Origin of the sequence: Marinobacter sp. C7 (assembly GCF_022343555.1) — a bacterium.
GTDB lineage: Bacteria > Pseudomonadota > Gammaproteobacteria > Pseudomonadales > Oleiphilaceae > Marinobacter.
In genome coordinates this window covers 75,398-91,492 of sequence record NZ_JAKQZH010000002.1, presented here as the reverse complement: position 1 = coordinate 91,492, position 16,095 = coordinate 75,398, and the positions used below count along the sequence as shown (strand labels likewise).

At 60.5% G+C, this 16,095-nt stretch carries 14 protein-coding genes; 2 read left to right on the top strand and 12 right to left on the bottom strand.

What is annotated here, in order from left to right:
- Nucleotides 1-53 precede the first annotated feature (53 nt).
- Complete coding sequence (locus MD273_RS10345) at nt 54-2,042, bottom strand: ribonuclease R family protein (RefSeq protein WP_239037714.1); 1,989 nt, start codon at nt 2,040-2,042, stop codon at nt 54-56.
- A gap of 94 nt (nt 2,043-2,136) precedes the next feature.
- Nucleotides 2,137-2,811: a Fe2+-dependent dioxygenase gene (locus MD273_RS10340; protein ID WP_239037713.1), complete on the bottom strand. Its 675-nt coding sequence runs from the start codon at nt 2,809-2,811 to the stop codon at nt 2,137-2,139.
- A 130-nt stretch (nt 2,812-2,941) separates the two neighbouring features.
- Between MD273_RS10340 and MD273_RS10335 the strand changes: the two genes are divergently transcribed.
- Nucleotides 2,942-3,907: a 4-helix bundle domain-containing protein gene (locus MD273_RS10335; protein ID WP_239037712.1), complete on the top strand. Its 966-nt coding sequence runs from the start codon at nt 2,942-2,944 to the stop codon at nt 3,905-3,907.
- A gap of 30 nt (nt 3,908-3,937) precedes the next feature.
- Here MD273_RS10335 and MD273_RS10330 read toward each other — a convergent pair whose 3' ends face one another.
- From MD273_RS10330 to folE, 9 genes are all read right to left on the bottom strand, one after another.
- Nucleotides 3,938-5,659, bottom strand: coding sequence for a sensor domain-containing diguanylate cyclase (locus tag MD273_RS10330; RefSeq protein ID WP_239037711.1), 1,722 nt, complete (start codon nt 5,657-5,659; stop codon nt 3,938-3,940).
- A 123-nt stretch (nt 5,660-5,782) separates the two neighbouring features.
- Complete coding sequence (locus MD273_RS10325; protein ID WP_239037710.1) at nt 5,783-6,232, bottom strand: DUF411 domain-containing protein; 450 nt, start codon at nt 6,230-6,232, stop codon at nt 5,783-5,785.
- A 124-nt stretch (nt 6,233-6,356) separates the two neighbouring features.
- Nucleotides 6,357-8,963 (bottom strand): heavy metal translocating P-type ATPase, encoded by a 2,607-nt coding sequence (locus MD273_RS10320; RefSeq protein WP_239037709.1) that lies wholly within the window; start codon nt 8,961-8,963, stop codon nt 6,357-6,359.
- Complete coding sequence (locus tag MD273_RS10315) at nt 8,956-9,399, bottom strand: MerR family transcriptional regulator (protein WP_239037708.1); 444 nt, start codon at nt 9,397-9,399, stop codon at nt 8,956-8,958. Before MD273_RS10315 ends, MD273_RS10320 begins: the two co-directional genes overlap by 8 nt.
- Before the next feature lie 171 nt (nt 9,400-9,570).
- Entirely contained in the window at nt 9,571-9,885 is a 315-nt protein-coding gene (locus MD273_RS10310) for a hypothetical protein (protein WP_239037707.1), read from the bottom strand.
- A 52-nt stretch (nt 9,886-9,937) separates the two neighbouring features.
- Entirely contained in the window at nt 9,938-12,205 is a 2,268-nt protein-coding gene (locus MD273_RS10305; protein ID WP_502846053.1) for a putative bifunctional diguanylate cyclase/phosphodiesterase, read from the bottom strand.
- A 222-nt stretch (nt 12,206-12,427) separates the two neighbouring features.
- Entirely contained in the window at nt 12,428-12,856 is a 429-nt protein-coding gene (locus tag MD273_RS10300; protein ID WP_239037706.1) for a CoA-binding protein, read from the bottom strand.
- A gap of 20 nt (nt 12,857-12,876) precedes the next feature.
- Nucleotides 12,877-13,251, bottom strand: a complete 375-nt coding sequence (gene folX / locus MD273_RS10295) for a dihydroneopterin triphosphate 2'-epimerase (RefSeq protein WP_239037705.1) — start codon at nt 13,249-13,251, stop codon at nt 12,877-12,879.
- Between the two features lie 25 nt (nt 13,252-13,276).
- Nucleotides 13,277-13,846 (bottom strand): GTP cyclohydrolase I FolE, encoded by a 570-nt coding sequence (gene folE, locus MD273_RS10290; RefSeq protein WP_113861619.1) that lies wholly within the window; start codon nt 13,844-13,846, stop codon nt 13,277-13,279.
- Between the two features lie 198 nt (nt 13,847-14,044).
- On the opposite strand from folE, the gene MD273_RS10285 reads away from it, so the two are divergent.
- Nucleotides 14,045-14,965 (top strand): alpha/beta fold hydrolase, encoded by a 921-nt coding sequence (locus MD273_RS10285; protein WP_239037704.1) that lies wholly within the window; start codon nt 14,045-14,047, stop codon nt 14,963-14,965.
- On the opposite strand, the gene MD273_RS10280 is transcribed toward MD273_RS10285, so the two are convergent.
- Nucleotides 14,962-16,032, bottom strand: coding sequence for a GGDEF domain-containing protein (locus MD273_RS10280; protein WP_239037703.1), 1,071 nt, complete (start codon nt 16,030-16,032; stop codon nt 14,962-14,964). The genes MD273_RS10285 and MD273_RS10280 overlap by 4 nt on opposite strands.
- Nucleotides 16,033-16,095 lie beyond the last annotated feature (63 nt).

Here is a 16,095-nt window from a genome sequence, read left to right as displayed (position 1 = left end):
TCCAATGAAAGGCTGTGTCCTCTCTTTTACGATGCGCCCGCCCGGCCGGTTTTTCAACGCTGCGTGGCGTCTTCTTTACCGTTCTGGATTTCCTCGGCATCCACCAGTTTGAAGTTGATCTGGCGGCGCTCGTCATCCACACCGGCAAAGGTGACATTCACTCGCTGCTCCAGCTGGAAGATCCGGCCGTTCTTGTTGTGCACGAGGCGGAGGGTAACCGGATCGAAGCTGAACTTGCCGTCCAGATCCCGGCAGCTTACAAAGCCCTCCAGGCCGTTGCAGTCCAGCCGCACAAAGAAGCCGGAGGGAACGGTCCGACTGATGGTGCCGGCCATGGGTTCCTCGTCGAGGGATTTTGCGTAGTCGCTTTTTAGCCAGGCTTCCAGAGCATTGGCGGCCTGGCGGGCGCGAATCTGGCTCGCCTGCAGGGCTTCGAGCTGCTGTGGGTTCAGTGGCTTGATCGGTGTATCCCAGAGGCTGGCCTTGATCAGCCGGTGCACATAGAAGTCGGAGAACTTGCGCAGCGGCGAGGTAAACGTGGTGTACGCAGCCAGGCCCATGCCCTGGTGCGGTGCGGCCTCGAAGCCCAGCTCGGCCCGGGCCAGCTGGCGGGAGATGATTGCCTTGACCGGTACTTCCGCTTCCAGGTCCTCGGTCTGCTTCATCAGCGTCTTGAAGCCCTCAGCTGAGTTGGCATCCAGGTCTGCCAGGTGCGGAGCGTGGCTTTCAAGCAACTTGCGGATGTTCTCGGCCCGGTCGTCCCGCACGCCGGGGTGCTGGATGAACAACCCTTCGCCCCGGCCTTGCAGGAAATCGGCGGCACAACGGTTGGCAGCGACCATGCATTCCTCCACCAGACGGTGTGCCTCGTTCTGGACCGCAGGCTCGATCAGCCGGATCCGCTTGTTCTCGTCCAGGCGCAGGCGGAATTCCGGCCGGTCGGTGCTGAGCAGGGCGTGCTCGCTGCGCCATTTGCGCAGGGCCGTCGCGGCCTGATGCAGTTGGTCCAGGCTGTTGGCCACGGCATCCGGCAGGGCCTTGATCTCATCGTCTTCGCGGCCTTCGATCAGGTGGGAGACCAGATCGTAGCTGAGCTTGCCCCGGGAGCGAATCACCGCCTGATGAAAGCTGTACTCTCCGAGACTGCCATCGTTGTTGACCTGCAGGTCGCATACCAGAGCCAGGCGTTTTACGTCCGGCATCAACGAACACAGCCGGGTGCTGATGGCATCCGGCAGCATGGGCAGCGGTTCACCGGGGAAGTAGATTGCGGTGGCCCGGTTGAACGCTTCTTCTTCTGCCGGCGTGCCCGGCTTGATGACCGCCGTGGGATCGGCAATGGCGATGGACAGAGTCCAGCCGGTGGCGTTCGGCGTCGCCATCAGGGCATCGTCCATGTCCTGGGTGCCGGGACTGTCGATGGTGACGTAAGGCTGCTCGGTGCGATCCTGACGGCCTTCAAGGTGGGCCTCGAGGGTCTCCTCGTTCAGACTTTCAGCCTGCTTTCTGACTGACTCCGGCCAGGTGTCGGCCAGATCGAAGCTGGCCAAAGTGAAAGACCGCTCGATCCCGGGCTCACCCGCCTTGCCGATGATGCGCAGCACCCTGGCCTGGCCTTTGCCATCCTTGAACGGGTGGCGATGGATCTGGCAGTAAATGTAGTCATCCGGCTGCGCGCCCTTGCGTTCCTTGGGCGGGATAAAAATCCAGCGGTTGATACCCGGCGTATCCGGCGCCACGAAGTGACCCTTGCCCTTGATCAGGTAGCGGCCGACAAAAGTGGTGAGGTGGGTTTCCACTACCTCGTCCACCACACCCTGAGTCTTGCCCTTTTCCACCTCGTGCTCGGTGATGTTGATGCGATCGCCGGGCAGCACCTTCTGCATCTCCTCGGGGGGGAGAAACACATCGCGGCCCTCGTCGAGGGCAACAAAGCCGAAGCGCCCGTTGGTGGCCTTCACGGTACCGGGGAAGACCACCTTGTTTTCCTTGATGTCGGTTTTGAGCTGGCGCAATTGGCTGAGAGCGTCGGCGTTGAGCATGTAAGAGGAACCTGGCTGCAAAAAATGGATGTTGGGGCGGAGTATAACGGTTATGAAAGCAGCCGTCAGATACGGTGTGGTAACCCCGCACCTTCTAGATTTCCGCCCAGAACCGCTGAAGGTTGGCCAGTGATTTTGTCAGTAGATCAAATTCCGCCGTTTTGCCTTCCCGCTCAAAGATCTGGCGACGGGCGGTGTCGAGATCGAAGAGTACCTCACGCTGGGCGGGGTCGCGGATCGTGCTCTGGATCCAGCCGATGGCCACCCGCCGTTGGCCACGTGTCACCGGTTCGACCCGGTGCAGTGTGGAGGAGGGGTATACCACCGCGGAACCTGCCGGCAGCTTGTAGGATTGTTCACCGGCCGTGGTATCCGTTACCAGCTCGCCACCGTCGTAGCTTTCCGGGTCATCCAGAAAGAGGGTGAAGGATATGTCCGTGCGGATCCGGTTCTCGCCCCGGCCCATGACCGGATCGTCAACGTGGTTACCGTAGGTCATGCCGTCGTGGTAGCGGCTGAAAATGATGGGAGTCATCTTCCGGGCGCGAACGGCCATCTGGAAGACCGGATGGCCGGTCAGGGCCGCCTCGACTTCCGCCCTCAGTGCTTGCGCCCGATCGCTGCCGGAGGCCATCTGTTCATTATTCTTGACCAGACGCGCGTGCCATCCGGCGGTTTTGCGGCCGTCTTCGAATTGGCCCGCATCGAGTTCCGACCGGATCCGGGAGACCTGCGCCGGTGTGAGTAGGTTGCCAATGCACAGAATCATGGCTGCTCCGTTGCGTAATGGGAATAATTTGCAATTAGTTCACGATTTGAAGCATCATGCCCGAACGACTATTGATCATCAATGTTACTGTCGCTTGAGCGACGGGCAATGGTTCAAAGGAGCATTTTGCATGAAAGACCAGAAACTGAAACTCTGGATGGGGATTGGCATGGCCACCATGTTGGCTGGGTCAGGATCCGGTGCCTGGGCCGAAGAAGGCGGCGAATCCGGACATGATGACATGGTAAATGCTGCCGACCACGGCGGTGAAGGTGGCGAAAACCATGGTGGTGAAGGTGGCGAAGGCGGCGAGAACCATGGTGGTGAAATGGGCGATGCCTTCAGTTACTTTGCTGCCGGCGGAGAAGGCGGAGAAGGCGGAGAAGGCGGAGAAGGTGGCGAAGGTGGCGAAGGTGGCGAAGGTGGCGAAGGTGGAGCCACTGTCGCACCGGTTGCCTCCGATGGCGCGCACATCGCCATGATTCACATGATGCAGGGGCACCTGATGGCTGCACGGGAGCTCATCAAGGCCGGTGAGGTTGATGAGGGCCGTCCGCACCTGACCCACCCCTGGATTGAGGTCTATCCCATGGCGGAGCGTGGCCTTGAAGCCCACGGGCAGGACCGGTTGGGCAAGCAGCTGAAAACACTGGCTGAGGGAGCCGGCAAAGCCGAGAAGTGGTCCGATGTCAGTGCCGACTTCAACGCCGCCTGGAAATCACTGGATCAGGCAGTCGCGGCTATTTCCGGTGACGACGCCGAATCGCCGGCTACGGTGGCGAAAGTCATGCTGTCGCTGACCAAGCAGGCCGTGCTTGAGTACGACGAAGCCCTTGAGGACGGTCGCTTTGTTGCGGTTCATGAATACCAGGATGGTCGCGGCTTTGTCCTGGCCGCAAGGGAATACCTTGAGCGCAACAAGGCCGGCATGATGAAACAGAACAAGGAAGCCTGGCGCGATGCCAACACGGTGCTGGACGAGTTGCAGAAGGCCTGGCCAACAGCCATGCCGCCAGCAGAACCGGTGGTCAAGGTTGCCGACCTGTACGCTCGCCAGGCCCGATTGGAACTGGCATTGGCACCCTATCTGTTCTGATCCCGAACCCGCCGGGGCGAGGGCCCCGGTTCATGCCCCCGACGAGACAACGGTTTCGTCGGGGTGTGTGATGCAGACCCGGTTTCTGCCCTTTGCCTTGGCTTCATACAGGGCGCGGTCCGCCAGTCGGAGGATCGTGTCACTGTCTTCCCCTGGCTTGCAGAGATGGCCGCCGACACTGACGGTCACCGGCAATCCTGTCTTGCGGCTTTCTGCTTCTACGCCGTCACGGATGCGATTGGCAATCTGTTCCAGAGTCGCCGTATCACAGGGCGAGAGCAGCACCACAAACTCGTCACCTCCCCACCGTCCGGGGTGATCATAGGGCCGCACGTTGGCCTTGAGCCAGAGGGCGACCCGACAGAGGATTTCGTCTCCGGCCTGATGCCCGCTCTTGTCATTGATGGCCTTGAAATGGTCGATATCCAGCCAGATCAGGCCAAAAGCCTGGTTGTCCCTGCGCGCCCGCTCCATTTCCGCATCCAGCAGCTCGTCGAGCCCCCTGCGGTTCTTCAGACCGGTCAGGGCGTCAACCCTTGCCAGTCGATGCAGCTCTTCGGTGCGGTGGGCCACCTTATGCTCCAGGTCGCGGGTGTTGAGCTGGACCCGATTGGCCATGGTCTCGAAATGGTCCACCAGGCGTCCGATCTCGTTGTCCGGCTTGGGCAGATAGGGCAGGTTGAAGTTGCCCTCCCGAAGCCGTTTGACTGCGTCTTCCAGTGCCACCACGGGCCGGAGGATGCGGGACTGGATGATCAGGTGGAACAGCAGGAGTGAGATCAGCAGGCTTGCCAGAAACACGGCAACCAGGGGCCAGAGATAGCTGGTGGGGATCAGCGTGTTGAGGTCGAGCAGGGTAATCTCGAACCAGCCGATGGTAGGCAGAAAAGCGACACCGGCCAGATGCCTGCGGCCATCGACCGTCACAAACCCGCTTTCCACGGCACCGGGTTCACCACCGCCCTGTTTCAGCATCTGTAGCATACCCAGTATCTGTTGCTTGTCCTGGGGATCCTCGAACAGCAGGTCCACGGTGTTCTTCTGGCCTTCGGGCTTGATGATGCTGGCGAAATCGATGTAGTTGCGGTCCCGGTAAAGCTGGATGGCGCCGTTGTAATCGACAAACAGGGTGGTGATACCGTCCTGTCCGATATCGACGATATCCTGGAGAAAATCATCCAGGTTCAGGCCGGTCCCGACCATGCCAAGAATATCTCCCTCGTCATCACGCATGAGAACGTCGATCCAGAGCTTGGTCACGCCCAGCTCCACGTCCGGATTGACGTTCAGATGGAAGTCCCGACCTTCCTCGATGAGCTGGAAGAACCAGGCGTCCTCGGGTTTGCTGGCGTCGAGGGTATAGCGGTATTGATTGCCGGCGTACTCATTATCGGCGTTGTTGTAGTAATACTGCCCGGTCTTGCGCAGAGCAACGAAATAGCTGTTGTCCCGGAAATTGGACCGGAAACTTTCCATCTGCCGGATCGCACCGGCCTTGAGGGTCGGATCATTGGGGTTCTGCGCCCACTGGATCAGTGTCGACGAGCTGGCCATCTGCCTGGCGAGACCGATCTCACGCTCCAGCGATTGCAGCAAGCGGGCGCTGTCGTAACGGACCTGGATTTCTGCGACTTGCTGGCCCCAGCGTTCAATGATGTCTTCTGACAGCTCACGATAAGCCAGCCAGGAGGCGCTTGCCGCCACGATGATCAGTGTGGCGGCGAGGCCGAGAATTCGGGTTTTGAGACTCAAGGGGTGTCCTTGCCAATGTTCCATTTGAGACCTGGTTCTCATAATAGAACACTGGCGAGAGACAGTGTAGGAAAAGTAGACAGAAGTCGGAGCCTGCCACCTGCTGCAGGCATCCGTCGGCTATCAGTTGTATTCGGAGAAGACCCGGGTCTGGCCCGCACCATTGAACATGATCACTTTGTAGTGGTCCTTGCGGTTGCCCACGTCCATACCGGGAGAGCCAAGTGGCATGCCGGGCACACTCAGGCCCCGGGCTTTCGGTGCTTCGGCGATCAGGCGCCGAATGTCGCTGGCCGGCACATGGCCCTCGATGACGTAGTCGCCGATAAACGCCGTGTGGCAGCTTGCCAGGGCCGGGGTCAGGCCGGCCTCGATCTTGATCGGATTCAGATCGTTGGTTTCGGTAACCTTGACCTCAAACCCGTTTTCCTCCAGATGATCGACCCAGTCGGTACAGCAGCCGCAGGTCGGGGACTTGTACACATGGATATTCTGGGCCGCACCACCTGCGAGGGCCGTGGTGCTGAAGCCGAGCGCCGCGGCAAGACCGAGGGCGAGGGTGTGTTTTCTCATGTTTGTTTACCTCAATGATGTTGGTGTTCGTCAGAGCCTGGGCTGCCGGACCCGCCAAGCCAGAACCACCAGACGATGGCGGCCATCAGGGCGAGTCCTCCAGCGTTGACCAGAAAAGTTTCCATCAGTTCTGCTCCTCGTGTTTGTTACGCTCCGGATTGTGACTGGTCCGGAACAGTCGCAGGCGGTTGGCGTTCGAGACCACGGTGACCGAGGACAGGGACATGGCGGCGCCGGCGAGGATCGGGCTCATCAGGATTCCCCATAAAGGATAGAGCAGGCCCGCCGCCACGGGTATACCCAGGGAGTTGTATATGAACGCACCGAACAGGTTCTGGTGAATGTTCCTGACCGTGGCCCGGGAAATCTCGATGGCATCAGGCACACCGTGCAGGGACCCGCGCATCAGAGTGATGGCTGCACTTTCAATGGCGACGTCTGTGCCGGTGCCAATCGCGAAACCGACGTCAGCCGCAGCCAGTGCGGGCGCATCATTGATGCCGTCGCCAACCATGGCCACGGTGTAGCCCTTGCCGCGCATTTCGCTGACCACCTCGGCCTTGTCCTCTGGCAGGACTTCGGCACGGTAGTCGTCAATGCCGGCCTTGGTGGCGATGGCCCGGGCGGTGGCATCCACATCGCCGGTGACCATCATGACCTTGATACCCGATTGGTGCAGCCGGTCGATCGCGGCTTTGGAATCGGGCTTGATGGCATCGGCCACGCCGATCACACCGAGGACCTCGCTACCGAGTGCGAGGAACAGCGGTGTGCCGGCCTCCGAGGCGATGGTGTCGGCGGCCTCGGACAGACCGTCCAGGGTCAGGCCTTCGTCCTTCAGCCAGCGGCGATTGCCAAGGCGTACGGGTTGGCCGTCCAGCTCGCCCCTGACGCCCTTGCCGTTGACGGCCTCAAAGCCGGTTACCTTTTCCGGTTCGACATTCTTATCCCGGGCCTTTACCAGAATCGCCTCCGCCAGCGGATGCTCCGAATGCTGCTCCAGACCGGCGGCCAGGGCCAACAGCCGGTTTTCGTCGCCGTTGACCGCGTGGGTCCGGGTTACTGCCGGATGGCCCTCGGTGATGGTGCCGGTCTTGTCCAGAATCACCAGATCCAGTTTGCCGGCCGTTTGCAGGGCGTCCCCCTGGCGGATCAGGGCGCCGTATTCGGCGGCCTTGCCGACGCCGACCATCACTGACATCGGTGTAGCGAGTCCCAGCGCGCAGGGGCAGGCGATGATCAGCACCGTGGTGGCCGCCACCATCATGTGTACCACCGCCGGCTCCGGTCCGACGTTGTACCAGACCAGCGCAGAGGCAACGGCGATGATCATCACCGTCGGCACGAACACCGACGAGATCTTGTCCGCCAGGCGCCCGATGGCGGGTTTGGAGCCCTGGGCCTTTTTTACCAGTCGAATGATCTGGGCCAGGGCGGTCTCGCTGCCGACTCGGGTGGCTTCATAGATGATCGAACCATGGGTGTTCAGGGTGCCGGCGGAAACCTCGTCGCCTTCAGCCTTGCTCACCGGCATGGGCTCACCGGTCAGCATGCTCTCGTCCACCCGGCTGCTGCCCTCGCGGATGACGCCGTCCACGGGGATTTTCTCGCCCGGACGGACCCTGACCCGATCACCCTTGCGAACCTGTTCAACAGGGAGGTCCTGTTCCTGACCATCCCGGATAACCCGGGCGGTCTTCGCCCGCAGGTCCAGCAGGCGGCGCACCGCCTCGGAGGTCTTGCCCTTGGCGCGTAATTCCAGCGCCTGCCCCAGGTTGATCAGACCAATGATCATCGCCGAGGCCTCGAAATACACATGTCGGGCCATCTCCGGCAACAACCCCGGTACGCTCGCCACGACAATGGAATACAGCCAGGCCGTGCCGGTGCCGACCGCAATCAGGGTGTCCATATTGGCGTTATGGTGCCGGAATGCCTTCCAGGCCCCGGTGTAGAAATGCCCGCCGGTAGCTGCCATCACGATGAACGTCAGTACCCCCAGCCCCAGCCAGGTGGTCTGATTGGCCTCGGTCACCATCATCGAACCGAAGCCCATGCCCCAGATCATCAGGCCCAGGCCCAGGGACAGGCTCACGGCCATCTTGATCAGCAGGCTGCGGTACTGCTTGCGGTCCTCCGCCTGCTTGCGCTCATCGGCTTCGTCCGCATTCTCGATCACACTGGCTCCATAGCCGGCGCTCTCGATGGCCTGAGCCAGCGCCTGCGGATCCACATCGCCGGTTGCCGTGGCAGTGTTATCGGCCAGGTTCATATGGGCGTGGGTGACACCGGACACTGACAGCATCGCCTTTTCGATGGTGTTTACACACGAGGCGCAGGTGGCCCCGGAGACGGACAGACTGATCTGATCCCCCGCCGCCGGCGCCTCGGAGCCGGTGTGATCCGATTCATCGGCGTGGTGCCCGGAATGCTCGGCGTCAGCCTCCTTGCCTTTCTCCTCCGGCTGCGCCCCGGTGGCGCAGCAGCTGGCCGGTTGGTCATCCGTTTCTTTCAGCCGTTCGGCCGGGTAACCCGCGTCCGTCACGCGACGCGCGGCCTCTTCGACATCGATGCCTTCAGGCAGTGCCACGGTCTGCTCTTCCAGATCCACCTCAACCAGGCCGGTGTCACCGGTTAAAGGCTCCAGGGCATTGCGAATCTTCTTGGCACAGCCCTGACAGGAGGCCCCTGAAATGGACAATGCCCGATGCAGCTCGGTTGTCTCAGTCATATGCTTGCTCCTCCTCACTGGTGGCGAGGGCCGTATCGTCCCAATGTTCGATCAGCCGACAGATCGTATGACCGTCCGGCGTGCCATCCGGCATCTCCCGCCAGATACCGAGGGCACTTTTCATGCGCTCCCGCAGTTGCTGCAACTCGGCAATTTCCCGTTCGACCTCGGCCAGACGTTTCTCAAACACCTCCCGAACCATCGGGCACGGTGAGTGGTGGTCATCGGCCTGGTTCAGAATCGAGCGGACCTCAGGCAGCGAAAACCCGAGCTGCCTGGCCTTGCGGGCAAAGCGCAGCCGGCGCAGATCGTCAGCGTCGTACTGCTGGTAGTTGTTGTCCGGGTTACGGGTCGGATTGAGCAGACCCTCCCGGGTGTAGAAGCGGACGGTGTCAGGGTTCACACCGGCGGCCTGGGCTATATCTTTAACTTTCATAACGATTTTCCTGCCTGAGTTGGCGGAGCTCAAGCGCCACAGGGACGTGCTTGAGCGTGTTTCATGCCGACAGCCCAGCCGGACACGGCATGCACCAATAACCCAATCAACAAGGATAGCCTAAAACCTGTGAGCAACTCACAGGTCAAAGGTTTTTTGAGGAAGGAGGAGTCAGCGCCCCTTGGCGCGCAGGAAGGTTCCGCAGGTCTTGCACTGGTCAGGCGCCATCAGCTTTGCCTGCCAGCCGATCTTGTGGCCACAGGCCGGGCATCGCAAGCGCAGCTGGAGCACGATGATAGGTGAAACCAGGGCCGCGATCAGAACCCCGAGAGACCCCCAGTTCTCGCCACTGGACAGTCCGAGCTGGCTACTGAACACCAGCACAACCGTCAGCGCTACAAACGCGAAAATGAAGTAGTTGCGGTTCCAGCGCTCCCACCGCCGGATCTGCTCGTCCTGTTCGGGAGTCAGGTATTTCGCTGCCATAAATCACACGCCATTGATGGGTTCCGGGTATCATGGGGATCACCGCTGGCCATTACAATCCGGAGCGTTCCGGAGTGCCCAGGCCCAGGGTCCCCTCCGAGAGAGCTTTTTCCAGTTCTACGGCGGGAATCGGCCGACTGATCAGGTAACCCTGGACCAGGTTGCATCCGTGCTGCCTGAGAAAGGTCAGCTGCTCCTCTTTCTCGACGCCTTCGGCAATCACCTGAATGCCCAGATTGTGAGCCAGATTGATGACCGCCCGTGTGATCACCGCATCGTCATGGCGTTCGGTTACCGAGGTGATGAACGAACGGTCGATCTTCAGCAGATCCACCGGAAAATCCCGCAGGTAGCCCAGGGAGGAGTAGCCCACGCCGAAATCATCAATGGCAAGGTTGACCCCGAGGTCGTGGAGCCGGCTCAGCTGATTGCGGTTATGCTCGATGTTCTGGATGAAGATCTCTTCGGTCAACTCCACTTCCAGACGGTTGGCAGGCACGTGCTCGGCCGCCAGCGTTTCGCGGATATCATCCACCAGGCGATCATCGTCCAGTTCCCGACCGGAAAGGTTGATCGCGATGCGCAGGTTGCCGCAGGCCGTGCCCTTCCACGCTGCCAGCTGACGACACGCGGCTGCCACTACCCATCGGCCGATGTCCGTTATCCGTCCGCTTTCTTCTGCCAGGGGAATGAATTCCACCGGCGGTAACAGGCCGCGGCGCGGGTGCTGCCAGCGGATCAGCGCTTCAACACTGTATATTTCGCCGGTTCCAAGATCGACCTGGGGCTGAAAGTAGAGTACGAATTCGTTGTTCGCCAGCGCCATGTCCAGATCCTTATCCAGCTCCAGGCGGTTGACCTCCCGTTCCTGCATGCCCTCGGTATAGAACTGATAGGAGTTGCGCCCCTGTTCCTTGGCTCGATAGAGGGCAATATCGGCATTGCGCAGCAGGGTATCGGCATCCTTTCCGCTCTGCGGGTAGACGGCCACTCCCATGGTGGCGGTAATCCGGTGGTTTTCGTCCTGGACTTCGAACGGTGCCTCGAAACACTGCTTGATTTGGCCGAGCAGGTGGATGACATCGTCGACAGCCTCTACCTGCTGCTGACAGAACATGAACTCATCGCCCCCGGAGTAGGCCACCATGATCCGTTCATTGCTCAACGTGTTAAGCCGTTCGGCGACGCGGGCCAGGAGTTCGTCACCGAACTGGTGGCCCAGGGAATCGTTGAGCATCTGGAAGCGATCGAGATCCAGCATTACCAGTGCCACCTGCCGGTTCTGCCGTCTGGCAATGCCGAGGGTGTGGCTCAGGTCTTCCATGAAGAACCGGCGGTTGGCCAGCCCGGTCAGGGTATCGGTGGATTCAAGGCGGGCCAGATCCTGTTGGATGACCTTGCGCTGATCGATTTCCTGTTCCAGTTCCCGCCGTGTTTTCAGCAACGCCCGATTGCGTTTCAGAATTAACTGGGCCAGCAGGGTGGTCAGACTGGTCAGCAGGCCCATGAGCACGACCGCGGTGAACGTCACCCAGGGCCAGGCGCTGCGGTGACTGGCCACCCAGGTCTCACTGGGTCGGATGGTCAGTGTCCAGTCGAGGGTAGGGATATTGACGGTTTCCGTGTGGGCAAAGCCTTCGCTGGTCTCGGTCAGACCGTTGAGCCGGTAGCCGAGTTCGCCGTTGTCCTGAACGTCTACCTGGAAGGACTGCAGCACCCGGCTGGTGAGCAGCTGCTCGACCAACGTCTCGATCCGAAACACGCCGGCAATGAAGCCGTTGTTGCCGGCACCGGTACCGACCGGCGCGTAAATCACCAGGCCCTTGCCACCCTGTTTCAGGTCGATAATGCCGGAAATGTCGTACTGGCCGGTGGTGCGGGCAGTCTCAAGGGCCTCACGGCGACGGTCGGAGAAGGCCACGTTGTAGCCAACGACATCCTGATTTCCGGACACCGGCTCCAGCCAGCGGATGACAAAGTCACGGTCAATCCATTCGATGGCCTGGTAGACGCCGAAATCATCGAGATAGCTGCGGGCGTCGGCCCGCCAGGAGGCTTCGGTGGTTTCCGGGACTACCTTGAGGCGGGCAGCCATGCGGCTGATGGCTTCGGCATGGATGGTGAATTCCCGTTCGAGGTGGTCGACCAGGGCTACCGCCTCGTTGGCAAGGTTCGCCTGGATCTGGTTGGTGTCCTGACGGGTCATTCCATAGCGGAGACCGGATGCCAGGGCCAGGAACGCCAACAGGATGAGAGCCGCGAATACGGGGCTCAGCAGCGCACGGGCCAGAATGTTGTTGGTGGGGGGCGTTTGGGCCAATGATCACTCCGCAACTCGCTGAAATGTCCCGGAGCCGCAGTGTCCTTCCGCAGGAAGCTCCCGCAGAGCGGGAGACTGCATGGCTGGATTAATACGGAACCCCGAGGCTCTAACCAGTCCTGAATTCAACCCGGATGATTATGGCACGTCGACTCTGACCGTAACAGCGGATAGGCAGGAATGCCAATCAATTCATACTGCCCAACGGGCCATTATCGATCGTCAGTGCTTCCTGGTGATGCCCAGCCTCGGGATGTCCTGTTTCGGGCAGCGGTCCATTACCACTGTCAGGCCGGCATCCTCGGCCCGGGCGGCACCCGACGGATTGATCACCCCCAGTTGCATCCAGACTACCGGGATTTTCAGCTCAATGGCCTGATCTATCACCGCGTCGGTGCGTTCCGGCGCCAGAAACAGGTCGGCCATGTCCACCCGTTGGGGGACGGACTTCAGATCCGGGAACACCGTTTCACCCAGCAACGTCTGGCCAGCCAGTCGTGGGTTCACCGGGATTACCCGGTAGCCCTGCTCCTGGAGGAATTCCATGACTTCATGGGAGGGGCGAGTGGTTTTCTCGCTGGCGCCCACAAGGGCAATGGTATGAATGTTTTCCAGAATGGAGCGGATCTGTTCCGGGGAATTGCTGGGCATTAACGGCTCTCCAGTACGGATTAACGATGTGCCTCAAGGCACACGGAGACGGACTCGGCGTAGCGTAGCGCGTGGGGCTTGTCGATTTCCACCTGGGCCCATTGCACCGACGCATGCTCCATGACTATGCTCAGAACCTCGTGGGTCAGGCGCTCCAGCAGCGCAAACCGGTTGCCATCCACGTGGCGGATGATCTGCTTGGTGATGGTGCGGTAGTTCAGCGCCGCCTCGATCTCGTTCTGGTGAATGGCATCACTGGCATCGTAAGTCAGCTCAACGTTGATCACCACGTCCTGCTGGTTATTGATCTCTTCTTCCTTGATTCCGATGTAAGCGCGCAGTAACAGGTTCTTGATGCGTACCCGGGCCTGCTTCTTACCGATAACATCTGTCATACCGTCTCCGTTGCCCGGTCGGGGCTCAGCGGTTGTTGCCGATGAGGTTAAGGAATTCCGTGCGGGTTGCCTGGGATTTGCGGAACTGGCCCAGCATCATTGAAGTCTTCATCCGGGAGTTCTGTTTTTCCACACCGCGCATCATCATGCACATGTGCTGGGCTTCGATCACCACGGCAACGCCCTTGGCATTGGTGACGCTTTCGATGGCCTCTGCGATCTGCCGGGTCAGGTTTTCCTGGATCTGCAACCGACGGGCGTACATGTCGACGATGCGGGCGAACTTCGACAGGCCCAGAACCTTGCCCTGGGGCAGGTAGGCAATGTGGCACTTGCCGATGAAAGGCAGCATGTGATGTTCGCACATGCTGTAGAGTTCGATGTCCTGTACCACCACCATTTCATCCATGGCAGATTCGAACACGGCATTGTTGACCAGGTCGCCGAGATCCTGCTGGTAGCCGCGGGTCAGAAACTGCATAGCCTTCGCCGCGCGCATGGGAGTGTCCTGCAAACCTTCGCGGTTGGAGTCTTCGCCGAGGCCGTCAATAATGGCACGGTAGTGGCCCGCGAGGTCGTCAAGGAGTTTGGTCATAGTCATTTCCGGTTAGCTGTCACTTTTCAAGGGCCAAAGCTTAAGGGAATTTGCCCGTCATCTCTACGGTTTACGCAGCGGGCGGGCGAAAAGACCACTTTGCCGCGAAGTCGTGGGAAATGGCGCTCGCGGGCTATGGCAGGCCCGGTTACTTTGCTTTAAAGTTTCAGGGATTCAGTTACATGCCGGGGACGACGCATGGATCATGTGATATCCGGAGCCGGGGCGGGTGCCCAGGCGCGCGAGGCGGAAAGCCTCGAAGGATGGCAGCAGGGAGGCAAGTGGTTCAGCTACGGCGGCCATGCCATTTTCAGCCGGATGGCCGGTCGGGGAGAGCCACTGGTACTCCTGCACGGTTTTCCCACCGCCAGCTGGGACTGGAGCCGGATCTGGCCGATGCTGGTGCAGCAACACTCCGTGCTGGCGCTGGATATGCTGGGGTTCGGGTTTTCCGATAAGCCCACCGGCTACCAGTACAGCATCGAGGATCAGGCGGATCTGGTTCAGGGCTGGCTTGAGGGGCTGGGGCTGAGCTCGGTGCACCTTTTTGTCCATGATTACGGTTGCAGCGTGGCGCAGGAGCTGCTGGCCCGGGATCAGGAACAGCGGCTGCATTTCCGGATCGGTTCGCTCTGCTTTCTCAATGGCGCGTTGTTCCCGGAAGTTCACAATCCGCTGCTGATCCAGCGGGTATTGCGCAGTCCCCTGGGCGGGCTGATCAGTCGCGGCCTGACCCGCCGCACCTTCGAATACAACTTCCGGCGCCTGTTTGGCCCTCAAAATCCGCCGGATCGTCAGGATCTCGAGGATTTCTGGCATCTTCTGACCTACAACAACGGCCGCGGCATCCTGCATCACCTGATTCAGTTCATGGAGGAGCGGCGTTGTCATCGTAACCGTTGGGTGGGCGCCCTGCAGACGGCACGTCAGCCCATGCGGCTGATTTCGGGCACCGCCGACCCGGTGTCGGGTGTGGCCATGGCCCGGCGTTACCGGGAGCTGATCCGGGGCGCGGATGTGGTCAGTCTTCGCAATGTTGGCCATTACCCCCACTTTGAGAGCCCGTGGGACGTGTTCACCGCTTACCGGGAATTCCGTAAGCAGGTGGCCGGCAGCTAACTGGTAATCGGATCCGGAATTTCACCGTCAGGTTCCGGAGAGTTGGCGGGCTCGGGTCGGCCGGCATTGATCACCTGGTTGCGGCCGCGGGACTTCGCCTCATACAGGGCCTGATCGGCGCGGTTGAGCCACACGGACCAGGTCTCGCCCCGACTCACTTCTGCAACACTGGCGCTGGCGCTCACACTGATGTTATCCAGGAAGGGCTTGTCGCTGATACCCGCCAGGAGCTGGTGGGTCAGGGTGTGGGCATCGTGCTCGCCGGTTTCCGGCAATACGATCATGAATTCCTCGCCGCCAATCCGGAACAGTTTGTCGTTCTCCCGTAACCGCTTGCGAAGCCGCAAGGCCATTTCCTTCAGAACCTTGTCGCCGGCCAGGTGGCCCCATTGGTCGTTGATGCTCTTGAAATAGTCCAGGTCGAGCAGAACCAGGCTGGAAATACGGTCATACCGCTCCCGCATCTGGATCTGGCTGTTCAGGACATCGGAGAGCTGGGAACGGTTCAGGCACCCGGTGAGGGGATCGGTCGTGGCCAGTCGGGTGAGTTCCTGCTGGAGTTTGCCCACCAGCCAGGCAAAGATCCCGGCAAACAGGCACGTCAGTCCGAGGGAAAACGTGATACGCCAGAAATCCGCCTCCGGGAATTTCACGAACGAGACCACCGCCATGATCAGAACAAAGATGACGTTGCTGACAGTGGCCTCGTTGAGGGGCAGGAGGAAGAACAGGGCGGCAGCGGCCGGATACGCCCAATACAGGCCGGCATGACCGTTGATGCTGGTTGAGTAGGCTGCGCAGACCACAGCCAGCAGCGGGAACAGCCGTCCTTTCAGAAAATACCGGCCTCGCAAGCGCAGGAAGGCCAGCACGAGCAGGGCATTGAGGCAGAACAACAGCAGCAATCCCGACAACACATAGTGGTCCTGTTTCCATTGCACCAACACCAGCGGCGCCACGGCAACGAAGGCCCAGAAGTGCAGGTGGTAAACCAGCTGGCGCTTGAAACCCAGAACCGCAAGGGTCGGGGTTGGTGCCAGCGAACTGTCGGACGGCGTGATGTTCAAAACCTTCTCCTGGTCATTCCAGCTTACGTTCCATGAAAGCATTCAGGCCTGTGCACGGCCGTT

Coding starts and splice junctions, on each gene's coding strand:
- MD273_RS10345 (WP_239037714.1), bottom strand. CDS start 2,042: ATGCTCAACGCCGACGCTCTCAGCCAATTGCGCCAGCTCAAAACCGAC.
- MD273_RS10285 (WP_239037704.1), top strand. CDS start 14,045: ATGGATCATGTGATATCCGGAGCCGGGGCGGGTGCCCAGGCGCGCGAG.
- MD273_RS10325 (WP_239037710.1), bottom strand. CDS start 6,232: ATGAGAAAACACACCCTCGCCCTCGGTCTTGCCGCGGCGCTCGGCTTC.
- MD273_RS10340 (WP_239037713.1), bottom strand. CDS start 2,811: ATGATTCTGTGCATTGGCAACCTACTCACACCGGCGCAGGTCTCCCGG.
- folX (WP_239037705.1), bottom strand. CDS start 13,251: ATGACAGATGTTATCGGTAAGAAGCAGGCCCGGGTACGCATCAAGAAC.
- MD273_RS10300 (WP_239037706.1), bottom strand. CDS start 12,856: ATGCCCAGCAATTCCCCGGAACAGATCCGCTCCATTCTGGAAAACATT.
- folE (WP_113861619.1), bottom strand. CDS start 13,846: ATGACCAAACTCCTTGACGACCTCGCGGGCCACTACCGTGCCATTATT.
- MD273_RS10320 (WP_239037709.1), bottom strand. CDS start 8,963: ATGACTGAGACAACCGAGCTGCATCGGGCATTGTCCATTTCAGGGGCC.
- MD273_RS10335 (WP_239037712.1), top strand. CDS start 2,942: ATGAAAGACCAGAAACTGAAACTCTGGATGGGGATTGGCATGGCCACC.
- MD273_RS10315 (WP_239037708.1), bottom strand. CDS start 9,399: ATGAAAGTTAAAGATATAGCCCAGGCCGCCGGTGTGAACCCTGACACC.
- MD273_RS10310 (WP_239037707.1), bottom strand. CDS start 9,885: ATGGCAGCGAAATACCTGACTCCCGAACAGGACGAGCAGATCCGGCGG.